The sequence below is a fragment of the Nocardioides seonyuensis genome (assembly GCF_004683965.1).
Lineage (GTDB): Bacteria > Actinomycetota > Actinomycetes > Propionibacteriales > Nocardioidaceae > Nocardioides > Nocardioides seonyuensis.
In genome coordinates this window covers 422,208-446,778 of record NZ_CP038436.1, presented here as the reverse complement: position 1 = coordinate 446,778, position 24,571 = coordinate 422,208, and the positions used below count along the sequence as shown (strand labels likewise).

The 24,571-nt window shown below is 70.1% G+C and carries 29 protein-coding genes; 20 read left to right on the top strand and 9 right to left on the bottom strand.

The features are described 5' to 3' along the window. Window positions 1-4: 4 nt before the first annotated feature. Entirely contained in the window at window positions 5-427 is a 423-nt protein-coding gene (locus tag EXE58_RS02215; protein WP_135266372.1) for an HIT family protein, read from the top strand. Here the strand turns inward: EXE58_RS02215 and EXE58_RS02210 are convergent. Beyond that, window positions 358-1,419, bottom strand: a complete 1,062-nt coding sequence (locus EXE58_RS02210) for a phosphatase PAP2 family protein (protein WP_167288629.1) — start codon at window positions 1,417-1,419, stop codon at window positions 358-360. The two genes, EXE58_RS02215 and EXE58_RS02210, sit on opposite strands and share 70 nt — an antisense overlap. Window positions 1,420-1,549: 130 nt before the next feature. Here EXE58_RS02210 and EXE58_RS02205 point away from each other — a divergent pair, with 130 nt between their 5' ends. Beyond that, on the top strand, window positions 1,550-2,317 hold the full coding sequence (locus tag EXE58_RS02205) for an SDR family NAD(P)-dependent oxidoreductase (RefSeq protein WP_135266370.1): 768 nt from the start codon (window positions 1,550-1,552) through the stop codon (window positions 2,315-2,317). A gap of 130 nt (window positions 2,318-2,447) precedes the next feature. Then, window positions 2,448-3,491: a DUF3048 domain-containing protein gene (locus EXE58_RS02200; protein ID WP_135266369.1), complete on the top strand. Its 1,044-nt coding sequence runs from the start codon at window positions 2,448-2,450 to the stop codon at window positions 3,489-3,491. A 3-nt stretch (window positions 3,492-3,494) separates the two neighbouring features. Here the strand turns inward: EXE58_RS02200 and EXE58_RS02195 are convergent, their stop codons facing one another. Further along, window positions 3,495-4,202 (bottom strand): TetR/AcrR family transcriptional regulator, encoded by a 708-nt coding sequence (locus EXE58_RS02195; RefSeq protein WP_135266368.1) that lies wholly within the window; start codon window positions 4,200-4,202, stop codon window positions 3,495-3,497. 128 nt (window positions 4,203-4,330) lie between these two features. On the opposite strand from EXE58_RS02195, the gene EXE58_RS02190 reads away from it, so the two are divergent. The 6 genes from EXE58_RS02190 to EXE58_RS02165 all read left to right on the top strand — a co-directional run bounded on the left by EXE58_RS02190 (window position 4,331) and on the right by EXE58_RS02165 (window position 9,344). Next, a complete protein-coding gene (locus EXE58_RS02190) occupies window positions 4,331-4,858 on the top strand; it encodes a hypothetical protein (RefSeq protein WP_135266367.1) in 528 nt (175 codons plus the stop codon). Window positions 4,859-4,993: 135 nt separating this feature from the next. After that, window positions 4,994-5,560, top strand: coding sequence for a YqgE/AlgH family protein (locus tag EXE58_RS02185; RefSeq protein WP_135266366.1), 567 nt, complete (start codon window positions 4,994-4,996; stop codon window positions 5,558-5,560). A gap of 23 nt (window positions 5,561-5,583) precedes the next feature. After that, window positions 5,584-5,883, top strand: coding sequence for a DUF3039 domain-containing protein (locus EXE58_RS02180; RefSeq protein ID WP_135266365.1), 300 nt, complete (start codon window positions 5,584-5,586; stop codon window positions 5,881-5,883). Further along, complete coding sequence (locus EXE58_RS02175) at window positions 5,880-7,658, top strand: DEAD/DEAH box helicase (RefSeq protein ID WP_135266364.1); 1,779 nt, start codon at window positions 5,880-5,882, stop codon at window positions 7,656-7,658. The genes EXE58_RS02180 and EXE58_RS02175 overlap by 4 nt, the downstream gene beginning before the upstream one ends. A gap of 18 nt (window positions 7,659-7,676) precedes the next feature. Continuing rightward, on the top strand, window positions 7,677-8,312 hold the full coding sequence (locus tag EXE58_RS02170; RefSeq protein WP_135266363.1) for an IclR family transcriptional regulator: 636 nt from the start codon (window positions 7,677-7,679) through the stop codon (window positions 8,310-8,312). Window positions 8,313-8,387: 75 nt separating this feature from the next. After that, window positions 8,388-9,344, top strand: coding sequence for a trypsin-like serine protease (locus EXE58_RS02165; protein WP_135266362.1), 957 nt, complete (start codon window positions 8,388-8,390; stop codon window positions 9,342-9,344). Between the two features lie 83 nt (window positions 9,345-9,427). Here EXE58_RS02165 and EXE58_RS02160 read toward each other — a convergent pair whose 3' ends face one another. Beyond that, window positions 9,428-9,898, bottom strand: coding sequence for an Lrp/AsnC family transcriptional regulator (locus EXE58_RS02160; protein WP_135266361.1), 471 nt, complete (start codon window positions 9,896-9,898; stop codon window positions 9,428-9,430). Window positions 9,899-9,981: 83 nt separating this feature from the next. Between EXE58_RS02160 and hppD the strand changes: the two genes are divergently transcribed. Beyond that, window positions 9,982-11,208 carry a 4-hydroxyphenylpyruvate dioxygenase gene (gene hppD / locus EXE58_RS02155; protein ID WP_135266360.1) on the top strand — a complete coding sequence of 409 codons (1,227 nt, stop codon included), beginning with the start codon at window positions 9,982-9,984 and terminating at the stop codon, window positions 11,206-11,208. Between the two features lie 157 nt (window positions 11,209-11,365). Here the strand turns inward: hppD and EXE58_RS02150 are convergent, their stop codons facing one another. Then, entirely contained in the window at window positions 11,366-11,965 is a 600-nt protein-coding gene (locus tag EXE58_RS02150) for a LysE/ArgO family amino acid transporter (protein ID WP_135266359.1), read from the bottom strand. 72 nt (window positions 11,966-12,037) lie between these two features. Here EXE58_RS02150 and EXE58_RS02145 point away from each other — a divergent pair, with 72 nt between their 5' ends. Next, window positions 12,038-12,946, top strand: coding sequence for a LysR family transcriptional regulator ArgP (locus tag EXE58_RS02145; RefSeq protein ID WP_135266358.1), 909 nt, complete (start codon window positions 12,038-12,040; stop codon window positions 12,944-12,946). A 17-nt stretch (window positions 12,947-12,963) separates the two neighbouring features. Here the strand turns inward: EXE58_RS02145 and EXE58_RS02140 are convergent, their stop codons facing one another. The 3 genes from EXE58_RS02140 to EXE58_RS02130 are packed head-to-tail and all read right to left on the bottom strand — an operon-like array spanning window position 12,964 to window position 15,361. Continuing rightward, complete coding sequence (locus EXE58_RS02140) at window positions 12,964-13,725, bottom strand: amino acid ABC transporter ATP-binding protein (RefSeq protein ID WP_135266357.1); 762 nt, start codon at window positions 13,723-13,725, stop codon at window positions 12,964-12,966. Beyond that, window positions 13,725-14,519, bottom strand: a complete 795-nt coding sequence (locus EXE58_RS02135; RefSeq protein WP_208544100.1) for an amino acid ABC transporter permease — start codon at window positions 14,517-14,519, stop codon at window positions 13,725-13,727. The genes EXE58_RS02140 and EXE58_RS02135 overlap by 1 nt, the downstream gene beginning before the upstream one ends. Before the next feature lie 29 nt (window positions 14,520-14,548). Continuing rightward, window positions 14,549-15,361, bottom strand: a complete 813-nt coding sequence (locus tag EXE58_RS02130; RefSeq protein ID WP_135266356.1) for a basic amino acid ABC transporter substrate-binding protein — start codon at window positions 15,359-15,361, stop codon at window positions 14,549-14,551. Window positions 15,362-15,440: 79 nt separating this feature from the next. Here EXE58_RS02130 and EXE58_RS02125 point away from each other — a divergent pair, with 79 nt between their 5' ends. From EXE58_RS02125 to EXE58_RS02085, 9 genes are all read left to right on the top strand, one after another. After that, on the top strand, window positions 15,441-15,977 hold the full coding sequence (locus EXE58_RS02125) for a DUF1697 domain-containing protein (protein ID WP_135266355.1): 537 nt from the start codon (window positions 15,441-15,443) through the stop codon (window positions 15,975-15,977). A 131-nt stretch (window positions 15,978-16,108) separates the two neighbouring features. Then, window positions 16,109-17,050, top strand: a complete 942-nt coding sequence (locus tag EXE58_RS02120; protein ID WP_135266354.1) for a hypothetical protein — start codon at window positions 16,109-16,111, stop codon at window positions 17,048-17,050. Window positions 17,051-17,132: 82 nt separating this feature from the next. Beyond that, a complete protein-coding gene (gene clpS, locus EXE58_RS02115; protein ID WP_341869529.1) occupies window positions 17,133-17,429 on the top strand; it encodes an ATP-dependent Clp protease adapter ClpS in 297 nt (98 codons plus the stop codon). Window positions 17,430-17,442: 13 nt separating this feature from the next. Then, window positions 17,443-18,030, top strand: a complete 588-nt coding sequence (locus tag EXE58_RS02110; protein WP_135266352.1) for a DUF2017 domain-containing protein — start codon at window positions 17,443-17,445, stop codon at window positions 18,028-18,030. Beyond that, complete coding sequence (locus tag EXE58_RS02105) at window positions 18,027-18,725, top strand: sulfotransferase family protein (RefSeq protein WP_135266351.1); 699 nt, start codon at window positions 18,027-18,029, stop codon at window positions 18,723-18,725. The genes EXE58_RS02110 and EXE58_RS02105 overlap by 4 nt, the downstream gene beginning before the upstream one ends. An 85-nt stretch (window positions 18,726-18,810) precedes the next feature. Beyond that, window positions 18,811-19,275: a M67 family metallopeptidase gene (locus EXE58_RS02100; protein ID WP_135266350.1), complete on the top strand. Its 465-nt coding sequence runs from the start codon at window positions 18,811-18,813 to the stop codon at window positions 19,273-19,275. Window positions 19,276-19,288: 13 nt separating this feature from the next. Further along, entirely contained in the window at window positions 19,289-19,561 is a 273-nt protein-coding gene (locus EXE58_RS02095) for a MoaD/ThiS family protein (protein ID WP_135266349.1), read from the top strand. A gap of 6 nt (window positions 19,562-19,567) precedes the next feature. Continuing rightward, on the top strand, window positions 19,568-20,530 hold the full coding sequence (locus tag EXE58_RS02090; RefSeq protein WP_135266348.1) for a PLP-dependent cysteine synthase family protein: 963 nt from the start codon (window positions 19,568-19,570) through the stop codon (window positions 20,528-20,530). Window positions 20,531-20,552: 22 nt separating this feature from the next. Then, window positions 20,553-21,416 carry a DUF3152 domain-containing protein gene (locus EXE58_RS02085; RefSeq protein ID WP_135266347.1) on the top strand — a complete coding sequence of 288 codons (864 nt, stop codon included), beginning with the start codon at window positions 20,553-20,555 and terminating at the stop codon, window positions 21,414-21,416. Here EXE58_RS02085 and EXE58_RS02080 read toward each other — a convergent pair whose 3' ends face one another. Both EXE58_RS02080 and EXE58_RS02075 read right to left on the bottom strand, forming a co-directional pair. Further along, complete coding sequence (locus EXE58_RS02080) at window positions 21,417-23,369, bottom strand: CotH kinase family protein (RefSeq protein WP_135266346.1); 1,953 nt, start codon at window positions 23,367-23,369, stop codon at window positions 21,417-21,419. A gap of 52 nt (window positions 23,370-23,421) precedes the next feature. Further along, a complete protein-coding gene (locus EXE58_RS02075; protein ID WP_135266345.1) occupies window positions 23,422-24,501 on the bottom strand; it encodes an alkaline phosphatase family protein in 1,080 nt (359 codons plus the stop codon). Window positions 24,502-24,571: the final 70 nt, after the last annotated feature.

The window sequence follows — 24,571 nt, the reverse complement described above, 5'->3', positions numbered from 1 at the left end:
ACCGATGACCGGTTGCGTCTTCTGCTCCATCGTCGCGGGCGAGGTCGACGCCGAGGTCGTGCTCGAGACCGACCACGTCCTCGGGTTCCTGGACACCCGACCGGTCTTCAAGGGACACACGCTGCTCGTCCCGCGTGAGCACGTGGAGACCCTGCCCGACCTGCCGGCGTTCCTGCGCGACCCGTTCCTGGAGGCGGGCCAGCGGCTGGCGACGGCGATGACGACGGCCCTGGGCTCCCAGGGTTCGTTCGTGGCGATGAACAACGTCGTCAGCCAGTCGGTGCCCCACCTGCACCTCCACGTCGTACCCCGCACGAAGGGCGACGGGTTGCGCGGCTTCTTCTGGCCGCGGACGCGCTACGAGGACGGTGAGGCGGGGGAGTACGCCGGCCGCTTGCGCTCGGCGGTCGGCGCCGACCAGGCGTAGGGTCGTCGCCGCAACGAGCTGCCGGTCGCCCACGCCGCCACGGCGAGGGACAGGGCCCCGATCACGACTCCGCCGAGCACGTCGACGAAGAAGTGCCAGCCGAGGTAGACCGTCGACAGCACCGTCAGGCCGGCGAAGACCCAGGCGGAGACGCGGATCCAGGCCGGGAGCCGGATGATCTCGAGGAACAGGCACAGCGTCACCGTGATCGCGACGTGCAGGGAGGCGAACGCCGCGATGGTCTGGACGGCCTGGGTGGCGGACGGGTCGGCGAGGACCTCGACCCGGTCCTCGAGGAGCCACTCCTGGATCGTCGTGTTGAAGGTGCGGGGGAGGTCGTCGAAGTCGCCGGGAGCCGAGTAGATCGGACCCAGCGACGGGAAGGCGTAGTAGACGGCCGCCCCGAAGAGCCAGTTCATCGACACGGCGGTGACGAACCAGGCCCCGGTGCGGGAGAACCGCGTCCACACGAGGGCGATGGCCAGCGTCGCCGGCACCAGCCCGATCCACAGCACGTAGACCACGGTCAGGACCTGTGCCGCCAGACCCGTGCCCAGCACGTGGTGGAGCACGGTCGCGGGGTCGTTGCCCAGCCAGAGCAGGCGGTCGAGCCGGGCGAGCTCGGTGTCCCAGAGCCGGTCGTTGACGAACGGCACGTAGTTCTTCAGGTTGCGGAACGCGACGTAGGAGGCGTACCACGCCACCAGGCCGCTGACCGTGAACCACACCTGGTCGCGGTGCCACCGGTCACGGACGACGGTGCGCAACGCCGTCAGGCCACCGACCTCCTCCCGTCGGAGCAGCACCACCCAGCGGATCACGACGTCGAGCGCGACGGCCGCGGCGACGATGAGGGGGAGTCGGACCCACGTCGGCACTGACACGCCGTCGGGGTCGCGCACCGGGAGGTCGTAGGCCCACGCGATGAGCAGCATCGCGAACGTCATCACCACGGCGACGACGGTCGCAGCTCGGAACCCCCCGCGAAGCATGCGTTCACGGTAGCGGCTCGCACCCGGGGTCCGGAACAGGGAAAACCCTGAGGTGCGACTAGCCTGCGACGAGTCACGCCCCCCCCAACGCAGGCGCCTGGACACAGGCAGCCGAGAAGGAGTCATCCCCATGGGCCGCTACGACGGAAGAGTCGCAGTCATCACCGGAGCCGCGCGCGGCATCGGTTTCGGTACGGCGCAGCGCTTCGCCGCGGAGGGCGCGTCGGTCGCCATCCTCGACCTCGACGAGGGGGCTGCCCAGGAGGCGGCCGGCCGGATCGAGCTGCAGGGCGACGCGAAGGCGATCGGCGTCGGCTGCGACGTCGCCGACTCGGCTGCGGCGGAGGCGGCCGTGCAGCGTGTGGTGGACGAGCTCGGCGGCATCCACGTCCTGGTCAACAACGCCGGGATCACCCGCGACAACCTCCTCTTCAAGATGACCGAGGACGACTGGGACATGGTCATGAACGTCCACCTCAAGGGCGCGTTCAACATGACCAAGGCCGCCCAGAAGCGCTTCGTCGAGCAGAAGTACGGCAAGATCCTCAACCTCTCCAGCGTCTCCGCGCTCGGCAACCGCGGCCAGGCCAACTACTCCGCGGCCAAGATGGGGATCCAGGGCTTCACCCGCACGCTCGGCATCGAGCTCGGCCCCTTCGGCATCAACGCCAACGCCATCGCCCCGGGCTTCATCGCCACCGAGATGACCGACGCCACGGCGGCGCGCCTCAAGATGGACGTCGAGGAGTTCCGCAAGCTGAACGCCGACCACAACCCGGTGCGCCGCGTCGGCTTCCCCGAGGACATCGCCGCTGCTGCGGCCTTCCTCTGCAGCGACGAGGCCTCCTACATCACCGGGCAGACGCTGTACGTCGACGGCGGGGCCAAGCTCGGCTGATCGGCTCCGAAATCCTGCGGCACTGGGTGCCGGCACGTAATCTGGGCGCGCCTTCCCCGTTCGGGGAGGGCGCGCCCGCACACTTCTGGGTGTCGACTCCCCACTTCCCCGTGCTTGATCGGAGCTCTCGTTGCGCCACCGTCTCCGCCCGTCCTCTGCCGGGCGCTCCTCCGCCCGACGACCGGCCAGGGCCGCCGCCGTCGCCCTGGTCGCCGCCTCGCTGCTCCTCGCCGGGTGCAGCGGCAGCGACGAGCCCGCCGAGCCGTCGTCGGACTCCGAGCCCACCGCGGAGGCCACCGAGGAGCCGCCGGAGCCGTCCTACTGGCCGCTGACCGGTCTCGAGCGCAAGGGCAAGGCCCCGCAGCACCCGGTGATCGTGACCAAGGTCGACAACACCTCCTCGAGCGCCCCGCAGGTCGGTCTCGGCTCGGCCGACATGGTCGTGGAGGAGCTCGTCGAGGGCGGCATGACCCGTCTGGCGGCGTTCTACTACTCCAAGCTGCCGAGCAACATCGGCCCCGTCCGGTCGATGCGCGCCAGCGACATCGGGATCGTCCCCGAGGACGCCACGGTCGTGACCAGCGGTGCCGCCCAGATCACGCTCAACCGCATCAATGCCGCAAAGATCCCCTACGTCACCGAGGGTGCTCCCGGCGTCTACCGGGAGTCCAGCCGCTCGGCCCCCTACAACCTCTTCGCGCGTCTGGACGAGATCGCCAAGAAGGCGCGCACCGGTGAGGAGCCCAGGCCCTACCTCGACTTCGGCACCGCCGAGGACCTGCCGCGCGGCAAGAAGGCGCGGTCGCTGGTCGCCAGCTTCGGTGGTCACGCCACGTCGTGGAGCTACGCCGGCGGCAAGTACGTCAACACGAACTCCTACGCCGCGGAGGGTGACCAGTTCCCGGCGACGTCGGTCCTCGTGCTGCGGGTGCCGGTGGGCGACGCGGGCTACCGCGACCCCGCGGGCTACCCCGTTCCGGAGACCAAGCTCGAGGGCAAGGGAGAGGCGATCCTGTTCCACGGCGGCCGGATGATCCGGGGGACGTGGAGCAAGGACGGACTGCGCGGGGCGATCGAGCTCTCCACCAGGTCGGGGGAGCTGAAGGTCCCCGCGGGCCGCGTCTGGATCGAGCTGGTCCCGGCCCGGACCGGCAACCTCACCTGGGCCAAGTAGGCCCTACGCCTGCGCCTCCGGCGTGGCGCTGGGCAGGGCCGCGCCCTGCTCGGCCAGGGCCTGGAGACCGCTCAGCAGGAACATGATCGCGGTCTCCACGCGCGCCGCGGCGGCACCCGGCTCGTCGCTCTGCGCGACCGATCCGCCCGCGGCAGACAGCGCTCCGAAGAAGATCTGCGTGAAGGTCTCGACCATCGCCTCGTCGACGTCCCAGGCGCCGACGTGGAGGACTGTGCGCACGATCTCGACGACGTTGGCGTAGGTGGAGCGCTCCTCCTGCTCGCGGAACCGCTCGTAGCCCAGCACCGACGGGCCGTCCTGGATCACCACCCGCCGGTAGGACGGCTGCTGGACGATGCCGAGGAAGGTGCGCAGCCCCGCGACCGCCATGGCCCAAGGGTCGTCCTTCGCGGCGGTGGTGGCCTCGTGGATGGCTGTGCTGCACCGGCTGTCGATGCGCTCGAAGACGGCCTCGAACACTGCCTGCTTGCCGCTGAAGTGGTGGTAGAGCGCGCCCTTGGTCACGTCGGCACCCGCCACGATGGCATCGAGCGAGGTGGCGGCGTAGCCGTGCGTGGTGAAGAGCTCCTCGGCCACGTCGACGAGGGCCTGCTTGGTCGAGTCGGAGTACTGCTGCCGGCGGCCCGACCCCTTGGACACCTTCACCTTGGGCACCTTGGGGATGAGCTTCGACGCCGAGGACCTGGTCACCGACGACACCTTAGTGACCTGTGACGCGAACGTGTGGTGCGGTTCACGCCGGAACCTGCTTGTGTGCCATTGCAGAGTCGGCATACTAGGGGTACGTACTCACGGTATGGAACCGAAGGAGTAACACCATGACTTGGAAGAACCACCACCGCCGCGGCGAGGTCCTGCGTGAGGTCATCCGCACCGCCGACGAGCGCCGTGACGGCATCCTCCCGATGGACGTCCCGGGCGTGAATGAGACCTTCTCCGACGAGCTGACCCTGCTCGGCTCCCTCCAGCTCCGCTGGCACACCAGCCTCTCCGGCCGCATCGACCAGGCACTCGCCGAGGAGCCCGTCGACCTCGAGTCGGCAGTCGTCTCCGCCTGGCAGGCCACGGCCGACGCGCTCCCCGGCGTGCGCCGCGTCCTCGACCACTACACAGCCTCGCCCACCTCGCCGGAGATGGCGGCCGTCATGGCGCGTGCCACCGGCAAGGAGCACGCCATGATCGCCCTGATGGCCGGACGGTCGGGCCAGGACGACACCGCGGCGGCCGCACGCATCGGCGAGGCGATCGCCCTGCGTGCCCGGACGTCGTACCCCACGGTCGGAGCCTCGCGGCACGACCACGCGCCCACCCTGGTGGAGCGTCTCAAGGCGGTGCTTGCCGCCTGACCGCCCTCACGGGCCCCTGATCAGGGCGACCCCCAGACCGACGCCGAACGCGGTTTCCGATAGCTGCGATCTCCCTCCCTCCCACAGTGCGTCGGCCGGGGGTCGTCTTGCGCGTTCCTGCTGCAGAATGGGCGCATGAGCGAGTCAGGGAACGTCGGCCCCGGCACCCTGCTGGTCGCGACTCCTGCGCTGCGCGACCCCAACTTCTCCGAGACCGTGGTCATGCTGCTCGACGCAGACGACGAGGGGGCCCTGGGCGTCATCCTCAACCGCCCCAGCGCCGTGCTCGTCGCCGACGTGCTGGAGCCGTGGAGCGGGGTCGTCGACCGCCCCGAGGTGCTGTTCCGTGGAGGACCGGTGGGCCTCGACGGGGCGTTGGCCGTGGGTCTGCTGCGCGACCTCGAGGACGTCCCGCTGGGCTGGCGCGGGGTGACCGGCCGGCTGGGCATCCTCGACCTCGACACCCCCATCGAGCTGGTGGAGGGCTCCCTCGCCCGACTGCGCGTCTTCGCCGGCTATGCCGGTTGGGGCGCCCAGCAGCTGCGCGACGAGATCGCCGAGGGCAGCTGGTACGTCGTCTCGGGCACCGACGCGGATGCCTTCGTCGGCGACACCGACACGCTGCGTCGTGACGTGCTCCGGCGCCAGCCGGGGACCCTCGCCTGGCACGCGACCCGGCCCGTCGACCCTGATCTGAACTGACCCAGCGAGTAGGCTGGCCCATCATGAGCACGATTGGTTTCTCTCCCGGCAGCCAGACCGTCAAGGAACGCCAGACGGTGCCGACCGACGAGGGTGACCACGAGCGCTTCTCGCACTACGTGCCCAAGGACAAGCTCACCGAGGCGATGGTGATGGGCACCCCCGTGGTGGCCCTCTGCGGCAAGGTCTGGGTCCCGAGCAGGGCGCCGGAGAAGTACCCCACGTGCCCGGAGTGCAAGGAGATCTGGGAGTCGATGGGAGCGGGCGGCTCCGGCGACGGATCCGGTTCAGGCGGCCCCGGCGGCTCGGGCTCCGGCGAGTGACCGGGCGGCCCGACGCGCCGCTGCCTCCCGCGTGGCCCGACAGGGCGGCGTGGGGCACGGCGCCCTCGCTGCGCGCCTGGCAGCAGGCAGCGGTGGAGCAGTACGCCGCCGCGCAGCCGCGCGACTTCCTCGCCGTCGCCACGCCCGGCGCCGGCAAGACGACCTTCGCCCTGACGGTCGCCGCCGACCTCCTGAGCCGCCGTGTCGTCGACCGCATCACCGTGGTCGCGCCGACCGAGCACCTCAAGACCCAGTGGGCCGAGGCCGCCGCCAGGGCGGGGATCCCGATCGACCCGACCTACGCCGCCGGCAAGGGCCGGACGTCGGGCGACTACGTCGGCATCGCGGTGACCTATGCCGGGGTCGCGGTCAACCCGCTTGCCATGCGCATCCGCACCGAGCGCTTCAAGACCCTGGTCATCCTCGACGAGATCCACCACGCGGGTGACGCACTCTCGTGGGGTGACGGGGTCAAGGAGGCGTTCGACCCCGCGACCCGGCGACTGGCCCTGACCGGCACGCCGTTCAGGTCCGACATCAACCCGATCCCCTTCGTCACCTACGCGCCGGGGGAGGACGGCATCCCCCGCTCGGTCGCCGACTTCACCTATGGCTACGCCCACGCCCTCAGCGACCACGTGGTGCGCCCGGTCCTGTTCATGGCCTACTCCGGTGAGATGCAGTGGCGCACCCGCGCCGGCGACGAGGTCGCCGCCCGGCTTGGCGAGCCGCTGACCAAGGACATGCACGCCCAGGCGCTGCGCACCGCCCTCGACCCCGCCGGCTCCTGGATCCCTGCGGTCCTCCAGGCGGCCGACAAGCGGCTCTCCGAGGTACGACGACACGTCCCCGACGCCGGCGGCATGGTGATCGCCTCCGACCAGGACTCCGCCCGCGCCTACGCCGCGCTGCTGCGCAAGATCTCCGGCGAGGCACCGACCGTCGTCCTCTCTGACGAGAAGGGCGCGTCGAAGAAGATCGAGACGTTCACCTCCTCCGACAAGCGCTGGCTCGTCGCCGTACGCATGGTCTCCGAGGGCGTCGACGTGCCCCGGCTGGCGGTCGGTGTGTGGGCCACGACCACGTCGACCCCCCTGTTCTTCGCCCAGGCCGTCGGCCGCTTCGTGCGGGCGCGTTCCCGCGGTGAGACCGCCTCGGTCTTCCTGCCGTCGGTGCCCCACCTCTTGGAGTTCGCCTCCGACATGGAGGCCCAGCGCGATCACGTGCTCGGGCGGCGGGTCACCGACGAGTCCGACATCTTCGCCGCCGAGAACGACCTGCTGGCCCAGGCGCAGGCGGGGGAGTCGGCCTCGGCGGAGCTGGAGATGTCGTGGGAGGCGCTGGGGTCGACGGCGTCCTTCGACCACGTGCTCTACGACGGCGCCCAGTTCGGACACTCCGGCGAGGTCCTCGCCGGCTCCGAGGAGGAGATGGACTTCCTCGGCATCCCCGGCCTCCTCGAGCCCGACCAGGTGCGCGAGCTCCTGCACTCCCGCCAGACCGAGCGCGCGAGCAAGCAGCGGGCCAGCGCGGCCGGCAAGGACGGCGCCGACTCCGTGGAGGCGTTGACCACCCACCAGCAGCTCGGCGTGCTGCGTCGTGAGCTCAACGGCCTCGTCGCGGCCTGGCACCACCGCACCGGACAGGCGCACGGCATCACCCACGCGGCGCTCCGCAAGGAGTGCGGCGGGCCACCTGCTGCGGTGGCCAGCGCCGAGCAGCTGCATGCCCGCATCGACCGGATCCGCGAGTGGGCGATGCGCCAGACCTCCTGATCCGCCTAGATTGTCGGGGTGGCTGCCGAGACCTCCCAGACCCTGGACCGCGGGCTGCGCGTGCTCAGGGTGCTGTCGGAGTGCACCGAGGGACTCACCGTCACCGAGCTCGCAGCCAAGCTCGCGGTCAACCGGACCGTGGCCTACCGGCTGGTGAGCACCCTCGAGCAGCACGCCCTGGTGCGCCGGGACGCACGGGGTCGGCTGTTCCTGGGACTGGGGATCCTCCACCTGGCCAGTGCGGTGCAGCCGGTGCTGCGCGACCTCGCCGTCCCCGTCCTGAGGTCCCTGGCCGAGGCCATCGGGTCGACCGCCCACCTCACGGTCGCCGACGGCGACGAGGCGTTGGCGCTGGCAGTCGTGGAGCCCACGTGGACGGACTTCCACGTCTCCTACCGCGTCGGCTCCCGACATCCCCTCACCCAGGGCGCTGCTGGCAAGGCGATCACGCTCACCGACCCGGCCGGCCCCGCGTTCGCCGTGACGAGCGGAGAGCTCCAGTCAGGGGCCCACGGGCTTGCCGCTCCCGTGCGAGGAGTCGAGGGCCTCGCCGCCAGCGTCGGGGTCGTCACCCTCGACGGCGCCATCGACGAGAGCGTCGTGGCGCCGCGGGTGATCGCCGCGGCGCAGCAGATCGCCGAGCGACTTCGGTAGTTCGGGGGTTGACAGCCACCCTGGCGATGGAGTGACTTGGGGCTAGTCAGCTCACCCCTCCGAAGGAGCATCTCCATGAGGAACCTCACCTGGCGTGGCGCGGTGGTGGCACTCGCGAGCGCCGCCCTGATCGTCACCCCTGCCGCACCCTCGAGCGCCATTGTCGGGGGAGCACCCGACGCGGGCGAGCACCCCTACGTCGGCCAGCTGCTGTTCTACGTCCCCAACGCCGTCGACTCGCGGTTCGACGACCCGGGCGGGTGGTTCAACTGCACGGGCACGCTCATCGACTCCACCACTGTCGTGACGGCGGGCCACTGCACCTACGACGTCGGGCTCGACGGCGTCGCGCCGGAGGACCCGCTGTTCGGTGGCAACGACATCTGGTTCTCCGTGGAGGAGGCCCCCGACTACGACATCCTCGACCCGAGCTCCACCTACGTCCCCGACGGCAACGCCGAGCGCTACGCCGACTGGTCCGCCGCCCTCGACGCCAGCCCGACCTGGCACGAGACCGAGGTGGTCTACACGCACCCCGACTACGTCGACGCGCAGTTCCTGCTGCACGACCTCGGCGTGTTCAAGCTGAGCGAGCCGATCGTCCTCGACGAGTACGGCTCGCTGCCCAGCGAGGGCTACCTCGACCAGTACGACGGCCGGGACCGCCAGCGCGGCCTCTTCGAGTCGGTCGGCTACGGGCTGGAGAAGAGCGGTCCGAAGACCGCCTTCGGAGGCGACACCCGGCGCAAGGCCGACCGCCGGCTGGTGAGCATCAGGGGCGCCTACGGCTACCGCGACATCGCCGTGATGTTCTCCCACCGCGGCAGCGGCACCACCGGTGGCACCTGCTTCGGCGACTCCGGCGGACCGACGTTCGACATCACGACGCCCGAGATCGAGGCGCAGAACATCATCGTCGCGGTGACGTCGTTCGGCATGAACTACAACTGCAACGCCAGCGGCAGCTACCGGATCGACCAGGAGGACGACCTGTCCTTCCTCATGGACCCGGCGGGGTCCTACGACTCCTGACCGACGACCAACCTCCTGCCCTAACGCTGTAACGCCGGGTTAGAGGCTGTTGTGCCCCCCTTGCAACGGGGGTACTACAGCCCTCAACCCGGCGTTACAGCGGCGGCTCGGGCCAGGGGCAGCACCCGGTGGGGGACCTGGGCGGCGAGGGCGATGACCGTCGTGGAGCGCTCGATCCCCGGATCGGCGAGCACCTGGTCGATGACCCGCTGCAGGTCGGCGTTGGACCGCGCCACCACGCGCGCCCACATGTCGCCGGCACCGGTGATCGTGTGGGCCTCGAGCACCTCAGGGATCTGGGCGAGGTGGTCGGCCACGGTCTCGTGGCCGGCGCCCTGGCGGATCTCGAGGGTCAGGAACGCCGTCACGGGGTAGCCCAGCGCCGTCGGGTCGAGCTCTGGCCCCCAGCCGGTCACGATCCCGGCGGCGGTGAGCCGGTCGAGCCTGGCCTGGACGGTCCCACGCGCCACACCCAGCCGGCGCGAGGCCTCCAGCACCCCGATCCTGGGCTCCCGGGAGAAGAGATCGAGCAGATTGCTGTCCAGCTGGTCCATCCGACGGCGTCTCCTTGGGCAACTTGTCCAGTGCTTCGTCGTACTGTTGCACACCTTGCTGCTCGCTCGACAGAGTTCGGGGCATGACTGACTCCACCGCTGCTGGTTCCACCTTGACCGTGCTCACCCACGAGGAGGAGCAGGCCGGGCTGAGCCTCGACCAGCTCAAGCAGCTCGTCGGGCTGGTGGAGTACGACGGCTCGGCCGACCCGTTCCCCGTGGTCGCCCAGGACGCGGTCTGCTTCGTGGTCGGCAACGCCACGCAGACTGCGACCTTCTACCAGCTGGCGCTGGGCATGGAGCTGGTCGCCTACCGCGGCCCCGAGACCGGCCACCGCGAGAGCAAGTCCTACGTGCTGAAGTCCGGGTCGGCCCGCTTCGTCTTCACCGGGGGAGTGACTCCCGACAGCCCGGTGCTCGACCACCACCGCAAGCACGGCGACGGCGTCGTGGACCTGGCCATCGAGGTGACCGACGTCGACAAGTGCATCGAGCACGCTCGTGCGCAGGGTGCGACGGTCCTGGTCGAGCCGCACGACGAGTCCGACGAGCACGGGACCGTGCGCATCGCGGCCATCGCGACCTATGGCGAGACCCGTCACACCCTCGTCGACCGGTCGCGGTACGACGGCCCCTACCTGCCCGGATTCGTCGAGCGGCAGACGACCGTCGCTCGCGTCGAGGGGCACCCCAAGCGGCTCTTCCAGGCCATCGACCACTGCGTCGGCAACGTCGAGCTCGGCCGGATGGACGAGTGGGTGGAGTTCTACAACAAGGTCCTCGGCTTCACCAACATGGCCGAGTTCATCGGTGACGACATCGCCACCGACTACTCCGCGCTCATGTCGAAGGTCGTCGCCAGCGGCAACCACCGGGTGAAGTTCCCGCTCAACGAGCCGGCGATCGCGAAGAAGAAGTCGCAGATCGACGAGTACCTCGAGTTCTACGACGGCGCCGGCTGCCAGCACATCGCGCTGGCCACCAACGACATCCTGCGCAGCGTCGACATCCTGCGCGACAACGGCATCGAGTTCCTCGAGACCCCCGACTCCTACTACGACGACCCCGAGCTGCGTGCTCGCATCGGCGACGTGCGGGTGCCCATCGAGGAGCTGAAGAAGCGCAAGATCCTGGTCGACCGCGACGAGGACGGCTACCTCCTGCAGATCTTCACCAAGCCGATGGGCGACCGACCGACGGTCTTCTACGAGTTCATCGAGCGCCACGGCTCGCTCGGCTTCGGCAAGGGCAACTTCAAGGCCCTCTTCGAGGCGATCGAGCGGGAGCAGGACGCGCGCGGCAACCTCTGACCGCACCTCCCCTCCCTGGCCCCTCCCTCGCCCCTCCCGATAGTCCGCATCAGGAAGCTCCTCGGGCCGGCGTGTCCACGAGCTTTTTGATACGGACTATCTCGGTGGGCTGGGGGTCCTCGCCTGCTCGGCGGAGTGCGTCCGGGAGGAGGAGGGGTCAGTGGGCGAGCAGGCCCACGCCCAGCACGCCCATGAAGACGGCGATGCCCGAGTCGAGGACCCGCCAGGCAGACGGCCGCGCGAAGAGGCCGCGCAGCAGGCGGGCGCCGTACCCCAGGCCGAAGAACCACATCGTGCTCGCGAGGACGGTCCCGGCGAAGAACCACCAGCGGTCCTCGCCGAAGCTGTTGGCCACCGTGCCGAGCATGAGGACGGCGTCCAGGTAGAAGTGCGGGTTGAGCCAGGTGAGCGCCAGGGTCAGCAATACGGCGCGGCCCGGCGTCAGCGTCGCGCCGGCACCCGCGTCGAGCGCGGTGGGGCGCCAGGCGCGCATCGCGGCGTGGATCCCGAAGGCGATCAGGTAGATGCCTCCGACGACCTGCGCGACCGGGAGCAGCGAGGGCCACCGCTCGAGCACGACACCGAGGCCCGCGACCCCGGCTGAGATCGCGACCACGTCGGAGACCAGGCACGTCAGCACGATCGGCAGCACCTGTTCGCCTCGGATCCCCTGGCGCAGCAGGAAGGCGTTCTGGGCGCCGATGGCGACGATGAGGGCAAGCCCGGTCAGCATGCCGGCGAGGGTGACGTTCCACATGAGGACAACGCTAGGTTCGCAACGAGCAACAATCCAGCGAACTATTTTCGTGAATCATTAGAATCTCTCAGTATGAAAGACGTCACCCAGCTCGACCCGGTCGCCCTCCGCACTCTCGCCACCTCCGTGCGCCTCGGAACCTTCGAGGCGGCCGCGCGCGAGCTGCACGTCACCCCGTCGGCGGTGAGCCAGCGGATCAAGGCCCTCGAAGCCCGGGTCGGCCGCGTCCTGCTCCACCGGGTCAAGCCGCTCGAGCCCACCGAGGCGGGCCACGTCCTGGTGCGACTGGCCGCCCAGACGGAGCTCCTGGAGCGGGAGGCCGTGAGCGAGCTGGTGGAGGACGAGCCCGACTCGACGTCCTACACCTCGATCCCGCTGGCGGTGAACTCCGACGTGCTCTACGGCTGGCTCGTCGACGCACTGGTCGCCGTGCAGGACCAGCACCGCGTGGTGTTCGAGGTGATCCGCGACGACCAGAGTCGTACGGCGGCCCGGCTGCGCCGCGGCGAGGTCATGGCCGCGATCACCTCAGAGCCCAAGCCGGTGCCGGGCTGCCGGGTCGTCAGGCTCGGCCGGCTGCGCTACACCGCGGTCACCACGCCCGAGTTCCACGACCGGCACTTCGCCGACGGCGTCAACGCCACCAGCCTGGCCGCCGCGCGGATGGTCGCCTTCGACCGGGCCGACACCCTCCAGCACGACTTCGTGCGGCGGGTCACCCGCAAGCACCTGGCGCCCCCGACGACCTACATCCCTTCGGTGCGCGAGTTCGACTCCGCCGTACGGCGCGGCATGGGGTGGGGGATGCTCATGGCCCACGAGGCCGAGGCGGACCTGGCGGCCGGGCGTCTGGTCGAGCTGGTGCCCGGGCGTCGCAACGACGTGGCGCTCTTCTGGCAGCACTGGCGGCTCGGGTCCGCGGCGATGGCCGACCTCACCGACGCGGTCGTGCGTGCCGCGCAGGAGTGGCTCAGCGCCTGATCACGGCAGGGGCCGCGTCAGAGCACCTTGGAGAGGAACGCCTGGGTGCGCTCGTGCTGCGGGTTGGCCAGCACCTCGTTGGGGTCACCCTCCTCGACGATGACGCCGCCGTCCATGAAGACCAGGTTGTCACCGACCTCGCGGGCGAACCCCATCTCGTGGGTCACGACCATCATCGTCATGCCCTCGCTGGCGAGGTCCTTCATGACCTCCAGGACGTCGCCGACGAGCTCGGGGTCGAGGGCGGAGGTCGGCTCGTCGAAGAGCATCAGGTCGGGATCCATCGACAAGGCGCGCGCGATCGCGACGCGTTGCTGCTGACCGCCGGAGAGGTGAGCGGGATAGGCCGACTCCTTCTCGGAGAGCCCGACCTTCTCCAGGTTGCGCCGGGCGACCTCGATCGCCTCCTCCTTCTTGCGGCCCTTCACCTTCTGCTGGGCGATGGTGAGGTTGCGCAGCACCGTCATGTGCGGGAAGAGGTTGAAGGACTGGAACACCATGCCGATGCGGGCCCGGAGCTTGTCGACGTCGGCGTCGGGGTCGGTGATCTCGTCGCCCTCGATCAGGATCTTGCCGCTGGTCGGCGTCTCCAGCAGGTTGACGCAGCGCAGGAGGGTCGACTTGCCCGAGCCCGACGGCCCGATGACGCAGACGACCTGGCCGTTGGCGACGTGGAAGTCGATGCCCTTGAGCACCTCGTTGTCGCCGAAGTACTTGTGGAGCTGCTGCACGTCGATCGCGGCAGCGCTGCGGCTGGTGTCGGTGGGGGTCGTGGTCATCAGCGTGCCCTCTCGGCGCGGGACTCCATGCGTCGTACGACGATCGACAGCGGGATGGTGATCATCAGGTAGCAGACGGAGATGACCACCAGAGGTGTCATCGACTTCTCCTGGTTCAGCGCCGCGCGGCCGAACGAGGTGAGCTCGATCGTGGACGAGGTGTATCCCAGCACGTAGACCAGGGAGGAGTCCTTGGTCAGCAGGATCAGCTCGTTGGTGAGCGGCGGCAGGATGATGCGGAACGCCTGCGGGATCACGATCGAGATCATGGCCCGGGTCGGAGACATGCCGAGCGATCGCGCGGCCTCCATCTGCCCCTTCGGGACGGCCTGGATCCCGGCGCGGATGGTCTCGGCCATGTAGGCGCCCCCGACGAGGCCGAGCGCCACCGTCGCCACCCCGAGCGTGCCGCCGGGGATGGCACGGCCGGGGAAGGCGATGGCGATGCCGACGCTGAGGGCGATGAACACCACCAGCGCCGGCAGCCCACGGAAGAACTCGATGAAGGCCGTGGCCATCCACCGGTAGGGGCCGACCGGGGAGAGCCGCATCAGCGCGAGCACCAGCCCCAGCCCCAGCCCGAAGGCGAACCCGGAGGCGGTGTAGAGGACGGTGTTCTTCAGGGCTGTGGTGATCACCTCGGGGAACATCGCCGCGGCGATGTCCAGGTCGGCGAAGTCCTCAGCCAGGGTCTTCCAGTCAGCCGCCAGGGCGATGACGATCGCCAGGAGCACCAGGATGCCGTACTGGATCCCCCGGGACACCTGCGCGCGCTTGCGCGGGCTCATGGCCATGACGGCCTCCTGTCAGACGAGAAGGTCGGTCAGCCGAGGTTGGTGGGCACTTCCAGGGACGGGAAGTACTTCGTGAACAGCTCCTCGTAGGTGCCGTCCTCAATCGCGTCCGCGAGGGCCTGGTTGACGGCGTCGAGAAGCTCGGCGCCCTCGCCCTGGGCGACACCGAAGCCGTACTGCTCACCGGTGTCGAATTCCACCGTCATCTCGGTGTCGGGGTTCTCCTCGGCGTAGCCGATCAGGACGGTGTTGTCATTGATGCCAGCGTCGACACCGCCGTTCTTGACGGCCTGGAGCAGCAGCGCCAGGTCCTCGAAGACCTTCAGCTCCACGCCCTCGGGGGCGTTCTCCTCGGCGTACTGCTGACCGGTGGTGCCGATCTGGACGCCGAGCGTCTTGCCCTCCAGCGACTCCAGCGAGTCGTAGCCGGAACCCTTCTTGGTCAGCAGCGCCTGCGTCGCGTTGAAGTAGGGGTCGGAGAAGTCGATGACCTCGTCGCGCGCCTCGGTGATGGTCATCCCGGCGGCCGCGATGTCGCACTGGCCGGTCGACATGGCCTGACCGGTCTCGATCGTCTCGAACGGGGTGTTGACGATGGTCTGCTCGAGGCCGAGGTCCTCGGCGACAAGGTCCATCAGGTCGACGTCGAAGCCGACGGTCTCGCCACCCTCCTCGTACTGGAAGGGCTCGTAGGGGAGGTGGGTGCACACGGTGAGCTTCTCGTCGGTGACCACCTCGACCCCTGACTCGGTCTCGGTCTTGTCGCTGTCGGTGGCGCAGCCGGCGGCGGTGAGGGCAAGGGCGGCGACGCTGAAGGCAGTCGCAAGCTTTCGAGTGTCCATGCCCAGCACCGTAGTCCCCTGCGGCCCCCCACGCGCGCCTCACCCGCCCCGAAGCGGAACCCTTGTCACAATCGTGACCATGCCGACCTACGTGGCCTTCCTCCGGGCGATAAACCTCGGGGCGAAGCGGAAGTTCCCCAAGGACGCCATCAAGCGGGCCACCGAGGCGGCCGGCGGCCGCGACGTCGAGACCTACATCAACACCGGCAACGTGCGCCTCACCCACACGGCGCGCTCGGTCGCGCGGGTCGCGGCGCTGCTCGAGTCGTCGTACCTCGCGGAGACGGGGTTCGAGGTGCCCACGATCGTGTTCACGGCCGCCGAGGCGGCCGCGCTCGCGGACGCGGGTGAGGAGCTCAACGGGGAGCACGCACCGGCCGGCCAGCACTACGTCACGCTCTTCGCAACGCCACCGGATCCCGCCGCGATCGAGGCCGTGCACGCCCTGGACTTCCCGGGCGAGCGCTGCGTCGTGGTGGACCGCGCGGCGCACGTCCTCCTCGACGGCGGCATCCAGGCCAACAAGGTCATGAACACCCGCGAGTTCAAGGCGCTGGGCCGAGGGACCGCCCGCACCCTCAACGTCCTGCGCACCGTGTCGCAGAAGTGGTGCTGAGCGCACCGAGTGGGCACTCGGAGGCGGCCTGAGGCCCGAATCTGGTCTCCAAGTGCCCACTCGAGGCAGCGCTCTCCACAGGTCGGCTCTGTCCAGGTGTGAGGAGACCCGGCGGCGGACAGGCTGCCCGGGTGGACGAGGTCCGGTTGACGAGGCGCGGCGAACGCGTAGGCGCACAGTGGCTGCCCGTCACCCGGGGAGCGCGACGCCATGCCGATGCCGAGGACGCCTTCGTGGCCGAGCTCCTCGCCTGGCAGGAAGTCCTGCCGGCGGCTGCGCGGTTCACCCACCTCACCGCAGCGAGGCTTCGGGGCTGGTGGCTGCCTCCGCTGCCCGCAGGCCTGCCCGTGTTCGTCTCGACCGAGCTCGGCAGCAGGGTCCGCCGTGCCGGGCTGCGCGCGATCCGCCGACGGGAGCTGGCGCCGGCCAGGAAGGTCGCAGGCGTCCGGGTGGATCCGCCTGCGGCGATCCTGGCCGCCTGTGCCGCGGACCTCGGCGTGCTCGACCTCACGTGCCTCATCGATGCTGCGAGACGCGAGGGCGAGGTGACGGTCTCCGAGCTGGTGGCAGCCGCCCAGCCCGGCTCCCGGGGCCGGTCGCGACTGCTCCTCGCCACCGCGCGGTCCCATTGGAAGGCAGACTCCATCTACGAGGTGCTGCTGCGCGAGCTCCACCGCAGTGTGGGCGTCGAGGTCGAACCCCAGCACGTGGTGCTCGACGACCAGGGGGGCTTCGTGGCGAAGGGCGACCTGAGGCTGGTCGGCACCCGACACCTGCCCGAGTACGACGGCGGCGACCACCTCGAGCGGCGGCAGCAACGCAAGGACCGCAAACGGGACATCCGCATCGCCGACGCAGGGTGGAGGCGGCGCGGCTACACCAGGGACGACGTGCTCCACCAGGGCGTCTCGATCCTCCGTGACGCGGACGCGGCCCTGGGGCGCGACCACGATCCCTCGCGGATCTGTGCCTGGCACGCGCTGCTGCGTGAGTCCACGTTCACGCCCTCGGGGCTGGCTCGGCTGGAGCGGCGCCTCGGCGTCGAAAGAAGTGGGCACTCGGAGGCGTCCTGAGTCCAGAAGTCGGTCTCCGACTGCCCACTCGATGTCGACTCCGGCGATCAGGACCGCACGCTCCCTGTGCCACGATGTGGTCGTGTCCTCCGCAAGCCCGGTCGAGGTCGAGCCGACCCTGACGCCCGACGAGATCACGTTCCTCGCCAAGCCGTGGGTGACGATCGTGTGGGACGACCCCGTCAACCTGATGTCCTACGTCTCGTTCGTCTTCCAGAAGTACTTCGGCTACAGCAAGCAGAAGTCCGAGAAGCTGATGATGGAGGTTCACACCGAGGGCAGGGCCGTCGTGTCGACCGGCACCCGCGAGGAGATGGAGCGCGACGTCCAGGCCATGCACGAGTACGGCCTGTGGGCCACGATGGAGAAGTCATCGTGAGGGAGGGGGCCACGTGAACGGCTTCGAGCGCCATCAGCGCAGTGGCAGGGTGATCGCGGCGTTCTCGGGCTTCGAGGCCGACCTGCTCCGGTCGCTCGCCTCCCAGATGGTGGAGCTGCTCCGCAACGAGCGCGCGGTTCCCTCGTCCGCCCAGGACCCGTTCGAGGCCATGATGTCGGACTTCTCGGGGCCCTCGACGATCCCGGAGGACCCGGTCCTGGCCAGGCTGTTCCCGACCGCCTACCTCGACGACGACGAGTCGGCGGCTGACTTCCGGCGCTTCACCGAGAGCACGCTGCGCGACGGCAAGGCCGCGGCCGCGAGCGACATCATCGAGACGCTCGAGGAGGCCGGGCTGCCGGCGGAGCTCACCGAGGACGGCCTCATGATCGACGTCGAGCTCGAGGAGCCCCAGGCGATGACCTGGATGCGCGCCTTCACCGACATCCGGCTCGCCCTGGCCACCAGGCTCGGCGTCGAGGCCGGCGACGAGGAGTTCTGGGAGGCCCTCCCCGACGAGGACCCCCGCGCCCAGGCCCACGACATCTACGACTGGGTCGGCTGGCTCCAGGAGAGCCTCGTCGAGGCACTCAGCGCATGAGGCCGGAGGACTACCGCACACAGCCCGACGACCGGTTCAAGCTGACGGACGAGGCCCGGCGAGCCGTGCGTGCGATGGCACAGAGCGGGGACCGCGCCGGCTGGGTCTCTCCGCTGCGCTACAACCTCTCGGTCAGCCACGGCCACCGCTTCGTGTGGTTCCGCGTGGCCAAGGTCGCGAGCCGCACGATCCGTCACCACTTCACCACCCACGACGTCACGCTCGACGTGGACCACGCGATGCGGGTTCGATACCCCACAGACCTGTTCGCCGACTACTTCAGGTTCGCGTTCGTGCGCGACCCCCTCGCACGCTTCGTCTCGGCATGGCAGGACAAGGTGGTCAACGCCAACTACTACCGCTTCGACGACGCCGACCACGCCCGCATGCAGCGGATCGAGGAGTTCGCGTCGTGGGTCGCCGGGCAGGACCTCGCTGCAGTGCCCGGCACCGACCAGCACCTCGCCCTGCAGAGCCGCCTCATCGACCTGAACCACGTCGACTTCGTGGGTCGCCTGGAGACGTTCGCGACCGACTTCGCCGAGGTGTGCGAGCGGATCGGCGCGCCGGCCGGGCCGGCAGAGGCCCGCAACCAGACCGGATCGGGGGGTGCATCCGGCCGTCAGGTCTCGGACGAGCTCCGTGGCCTCGTCGCGACGATGTACCGCCGCGACTACCAGATCTTCGGCTACTGAGGCGCCACGCAGGAAGACGTCCGTCGAGACCGTCCACATGGTGGCGTCGGACTCCCCGGCCGCAGTGCTTGCCTAGGCTCGATCCGTGCTGACCATCGAGCGGGCGACCTACGACGCCATCGTCGCGCACGCCATGCGCGACCATCCTGACGAGGCCTGTGGTGTCGTCGCCGGCCCTGCCGGCAGCGACCGCCCCGAGCGGTTCATCCCGATGGTCAACGCCGCCGGCAGCCCCACGTTCTACGAGTTCGACTCGCTCGAGCTGCTGCAGCTCTACAAGGACATGGACGATCGCGACGAGGAGCCGGTGGTGGTCTACCACTCTCACACCGCGACCGAGGCCTACCCGAGTCGCACCGACATCGGCCTCGCCAGCGAGCCGGGGGCACACTACGTGCTAGTGAGCACCCGTGAGGCGTTCGACGAGGCGGGCGGGAATATCGACGGCCCGATCGAGTTCAGGTCCTACAGAATCGTCGACGGCAAGGTGACCGAGGAAGACGTCACGGTCGTCGACCAGCTCCCCGTCCACGAAGCCCCCCACTCATGAGGAGTGCCGCCTGATGGCCATCGAGGTCCGCATCCCCACCATCCTCCGCACCTACACCGACGGCGCGAAGGTGGTCGAGGCGTCCGGCGACTCGCTGTCCGCGTTGATCGACGACCTCGAGGCGAGTCACCCCGGCATCAAGGACCGCCTCATCGAGCAGGGTGACCTGCGGCGTTTCGTCAACGTCTACGTCAACGACGAGGACGTGCGCTTCATCGGCGGCCTCGAGGCCGGGCTCTCCGACGGCGACCACGTCGTCGTGCTCCCCGCTGTCGCCGGAGGCTGAGCCGGCGTGCGCTTCGACAACCTGCTGGCCTCGGTCGGCGGCACCCCTCTGGTGGGCCTGCCCAGGTTGTCACCGGGCACGCAGCCCGACGGGACCCAGGTGCGGATCTGGGCGAAGCTCGAAGACCGCAACCCCACCGGGTCCATCAAGGACCGACCGGCCCTCCAGATGGTCGAGGACGCCGAGCGCGACGGGCGTCTGCGCCCAGGGTGCACGATCCTCGAGCCGACCTCGGGCAACACCGGGATCTCGCTGGCGATGGCCGCCAAGCTCAAGGGCTACCGCATCGTGTGCGTGATGCCCGAGAACACCTCCGAGGAGCGCCGCCAGCTGCTGCGGATGTGGGGTGCGGAGATCGTCTCCTCGCCCGCGGCGGGCGGCTCCAACGAGGCGGTGAGGGTTGCCAAGGGCATCGCCGCGGAGCACCCCGACTGGGTGATGCTCTACCAGTACGGCAACGACGCCAACGCCCTCGCCCACGAGGTCGGGACCGGCCCCGAGCTGCTGGCCGACCTCCCGGAGATCACCCACTTCGTCGCCGGCCTCGGCACCACCGGCACCCTGATGGGTGTCTCGCGCTTCTTCCGCGCCGCGAAGCCCGACGTGCGCATCGTCGCTGCCGAGCCGCGGTACGGCGAGCTGGTCTACGGCCTGCGCAACCTCGACGAGGGCTTCGTCCCCGAGCTGTACGACGCCTCGCTCATCGACTCCCGCTTCTCGGTCGGCCCGCGTGACGCGGTGCGGCGGGTGCGTGAGCTGCTCGAGCTCGAGGGCATCTTCGCCGGCATCTCCACCGGCGCGATCCTGCACGCGGCGCTCGGTCAGGCCGCCAAGGCCGTGAAGGCGGGCGAGTCGGCCGACATCGCCTTCGTGGTGTGCGACGGCGGGTGGAAGTACCTCTCCACCGGAGCCTACGAAGGCACCGTCGACGAGGCGGAAGACCGCCTCGACGGTCAGCTCTGGGCCTGACCGTTGGCCTAGAGTCGACAGCATGCTCCGTGCTGTGATGACCTGCCTGCTCGTCGTGCTGGCTGCGCCCACCGTCGCGCACGCGGCCGAGCCCTCGCCCCGGTCCGATGCTGTCGCCCGACCCCCGCTGGTCATGACACAGGCGCCTGCCGTCGAGGGAGCTGCCCGGCAGGGCAAGGTGCTGCGCGCGCACCCAGGTCGCTGGACGCCGACCCGTGAGGAGACGCGCTACCGGTGGCTGCGCGACGGCGAGCCGGTCCGCGGCGCCCGCGAGCGCCGCTACCGGCTCGGTCCCCTCGACGTCGGGGCCCGCCTGAGGGTCGAGGTGCGGGTGCGTGCCGAGGGGCACGTCTGGACGATCGCACGCTCGAGGCCCACGCGCAGGATCGAGCACGCCACCGGGGTGCGCCGCCGGGTGACCTACTCGGTGGCGACGAGGGGGGCGATCACCACGAGCGTCGCGGAGTTCCGCCGACTGGCGCAGGAGACGTTCGAGGACGCCCGGGGGTGGCGCGCAGGAGGGGTGCAGTTCCGCCGGGTGGCCCGAGGCGGTCACTTCACCCTGGTCCTGGCCGCCGCCTCGACGGTGCCGTCGTTCTCGTCGACGTGCTCCTCGACATGGTCGTGCCGTGTCGGGCGCTACGTGATCATCAACCAGGAGCGCTGGAAGCACGCCTCCCCGGCGTGGAACGGCGCACGCCGGTCCCTTCGCGACTACCGCCACATGGTCGTCAACCACGAGACCGGGCACTGGCTCGGCCGCGGGCACGTGGGCTGCCCGCCCGGCGGTGGGCCGGCCCCCGTGATGATGCAGCAGTCCAAGGGCACCGGCGCGTGCCGCTTCAACCCGTGGCCGCTCCCGTGGGAGTCGGGCTCACGGCGCTGATCAACGGACCCGGATCCGGGCTCCAACCATGTCTGCGACCCGGACGTCGCCGTTCCAGGCCGCTCGCAGCATCGCCTTGCCCCGCGAACCGGGGCGGGCGCCGGGGAGCGCCGAGACCATCATGCGCACCCGAGCGGTCCGTCCCGGTGCCAGGCGGACCGCCCGGCCGCGCGAGCCGCTGAGCCGGGAGGGGTCCCCGCCGCCGACGGCGTAACGGACTCGGAGCGGCCCCGACGAACGTCCGTGCAGCCTGAGGGTGATCGGGTGGGTGCCGGTGTTGGTCAGCTGTGCGACGTAGGCACGAGTCGTGCCGCGCCGGAGCCTGGAGGAGAGCAGCTGTCCCGCTCCGCGAGCGTCCACCACGCCGGTGCCGAGGAACCGGCCCTTCCCTCCCTGGCGGATGCGGGCGTCGAGGCGCTGGTCGCTGGCGCCGATGCTCACGACTGCCCCACGCGGGGATCCGACCGCGACGTCGCCCGAGGCGCTATCGAGACGCACCAGGACGGACTCCGTCCCTTCGCCTGCCTCGTCGGCGAGGATGCGGACCGGCACGTGTCCGGTGGTCTGCCCGGGCGGGAACGACACGCGGCCCGCCTCGGCCACGAAGTCGGTGCCCGCGGTCGCCGTACCCGCGGCCACCGTGTAGTCGACCGTCACCGTCTCGTCCTGGACCCACTGCAGCTGGACCGGGACCCAGGCGGTGCGCTCCCGCTCACGGGTGCGTACCTGCGTGACACCCAGGCGCGCCTCGTTGCGACTCATCCAGCGGGCCCGCTGGGTGAGCCAGCTGCGCAGGAAGGAGACCTCATCGGCCCGGGTCGATCCGTGGTGGGTCCACTCGAGGTCGCCGGAGGCGTGCCAGAGCTGCCAGTCGACCGCGGCCGAGGCGTCGAGTGCCGTCGAGGCCGACTCGATCTGGGCGATCACGGCTTCGACCCTGGGTCGCAGCCACGCCCAGCGGTTCTTCACCTTGGTGGAGAACGCCGGGTCCTCGAACATCCGGGCGATCCAGTGCTTGCCCACGCGGGTCTGCCACACGTCGGGCGGGCCGTAGGCCTGCCAGCGGGTGCCGGCGCTGAGGTCGAAGTCCCAGACGGGCCCGAACACGAACTTCTTGCCCGGGATCCAGCTGAAGTTGACGCTGGACTGGAAGTTGGAGTCCTGGTTGGCGAAGAGCTCCTCGACGAGGTACCAGTCGATCAGCTTGCGGACGTTGATGTGCGCCGCGTAGCCGCGCGTGGGGTGGGCGAACCGGGGTCCGTAGAGCACCTTCTCGAAGGCCGTGACGGCTCGCCGGACCTGGCGACGCTGGCCCTTGGTGATCTCGTCGGGGTCCTTGAACGCGACGGGGGTTCCCTGCGAGGTGCGGAACCCGGGCTCGTCGTCACGGAGGTAGCGCTGGTTGATCTCGAGCAGGTAGCTGTCGTCCGGGAGGTCGACGCGACCGGTGCCCTGCTCGACCTGCTCGGTCAGCATGTAGAGGCCCTGGGACTGGCCGTTCAGCACCACGTCCACGAAGCGGAACTGCGGGGTCCACGCCAACCGTGTCTGCGCGGCGATCGCGAACGCTGCAGCCGTGCGCAGCGAGCTGCGGTCGCCGTAGCCGGCCAGGAGGACCCACTCGTCGTGGGGGACGGTGCCCACCAGGGCGGCGTCCTCCTCGAGCTTGAGCTTGTAGGGCTTCTTGGCCCAGCCCCAGGTGGAGTTTCCGCGCCCACGGACCTCGGTCACGTGGGTGACGCCGTCGAGAGTCACGGAGCCGGGGACGTAGTCCTCGCGCCCGATGGGCAGGCCCCCGGTGTCGATGGCGAGCTGGACGGGTGGAGCCGGGGGCCAGCCGACCGGGTCGGACGAGGAGGTGGCAGCGGCCGGGGCCACGGAGCTGGCCGGGAGCAGCGCAGCGGTGGTCGCAGCCAGGGTCAGGGCGAGTGCCGTGGAAAGTCGCCGGATCATGATGCCCCCATATTCCGCGCGCCCGTGCGCGCACCGCGGCGACTGTACGACATCAGGGTCGCTGGGCGCTGACCTCGTTCACGTCGAGGTCGAGCGCCGCGTTGTGCTCGCTGCCCGGGATCGCTGGGAGGTCGAGGAAGTCGAGGGCGAGGTTCGCCAGGGCGCCGTTGCGCACAGGCTGGAGGTCGTCGTCGTAGCTGGTCCGACGGGTGCCGGGGTCGGCGTAGTCGGGGTTGAGGTCGTAGAGGTCGGCTCCGGGCGCGACACCCGGGCCACGCACCATGAACGGCACCCTGTAGTTGACCAGGCGGGCCTTCGCGGAGTGGCTCTTGCCGAGGCCCCCGTGATCGGCGGTCAGGATCACCGCCACGCTCCCCGCGAGGGTGGGATCGGACATCACGGTGTCGATCAGCTCGCCGACGAGGACGTCCACCTGCCGTACGGCCCGCATGTAGGGGCGCGACATGAACCCCTTGGCGTGCCCGGCTGCGTCGGGCAGTCCGATGTGGAGGAACCTGAGCGCACGCTCGGAGCCCTCGAGGTCACGCATCGTCGCACGCACGAGCCGCCGCGCGTCGAGGCTGATCTTCGTCCTGTCGATGCTGTCGCCCCACGACCGCTCCCACAGCGAGAACTTGGTCTTGTTGGCGAAGAGGGCGGTCGAGCCGCCGGCGTCATGGACGACGTCGAAGACGGAGTCGACCGGTCGCCGAGCGGCGGCCTGCACCGTGCGGGGGCGTCGACGGTCGTCGTTCCACGTGACGCCGTGCCCGCCGGTCGCCTGCTCGACGCGGCGCCCGGTCACCATGCCGGTGTGGTTGGGCAGGGTGATGGTCAGCTCACGCTCGGTGCGGGCGTTGAGGGTGTAGGCACCCGCGTCCATGAACGCGTGCAGGTGGGGTGTGCCCTCACGACCCAGGCGACCCAGTGCCGTGGGGTTCAGCCCGTCGACGGAGATGGCGAGCACTGATGTCACCACGTCGTCGGCCGAGTCGCGCTCGACGCGCTCCGCCGGCGCTCCGCCGGTCGTGGACACCTCGGCGGCCGTGGGTGCGAGCAGGGTGGAGCCGGGCGCGGCGACGGCGGCCAGGGCGGTGAGGGCGGTCAGGGCGACACGGGTTCGGGACAGCACCCAGCGAGGATAGTCGGGGCAGTCGAACCGCGGGCGCGGAAGTGTGACCTGATTGACGTGCCCGCGCACG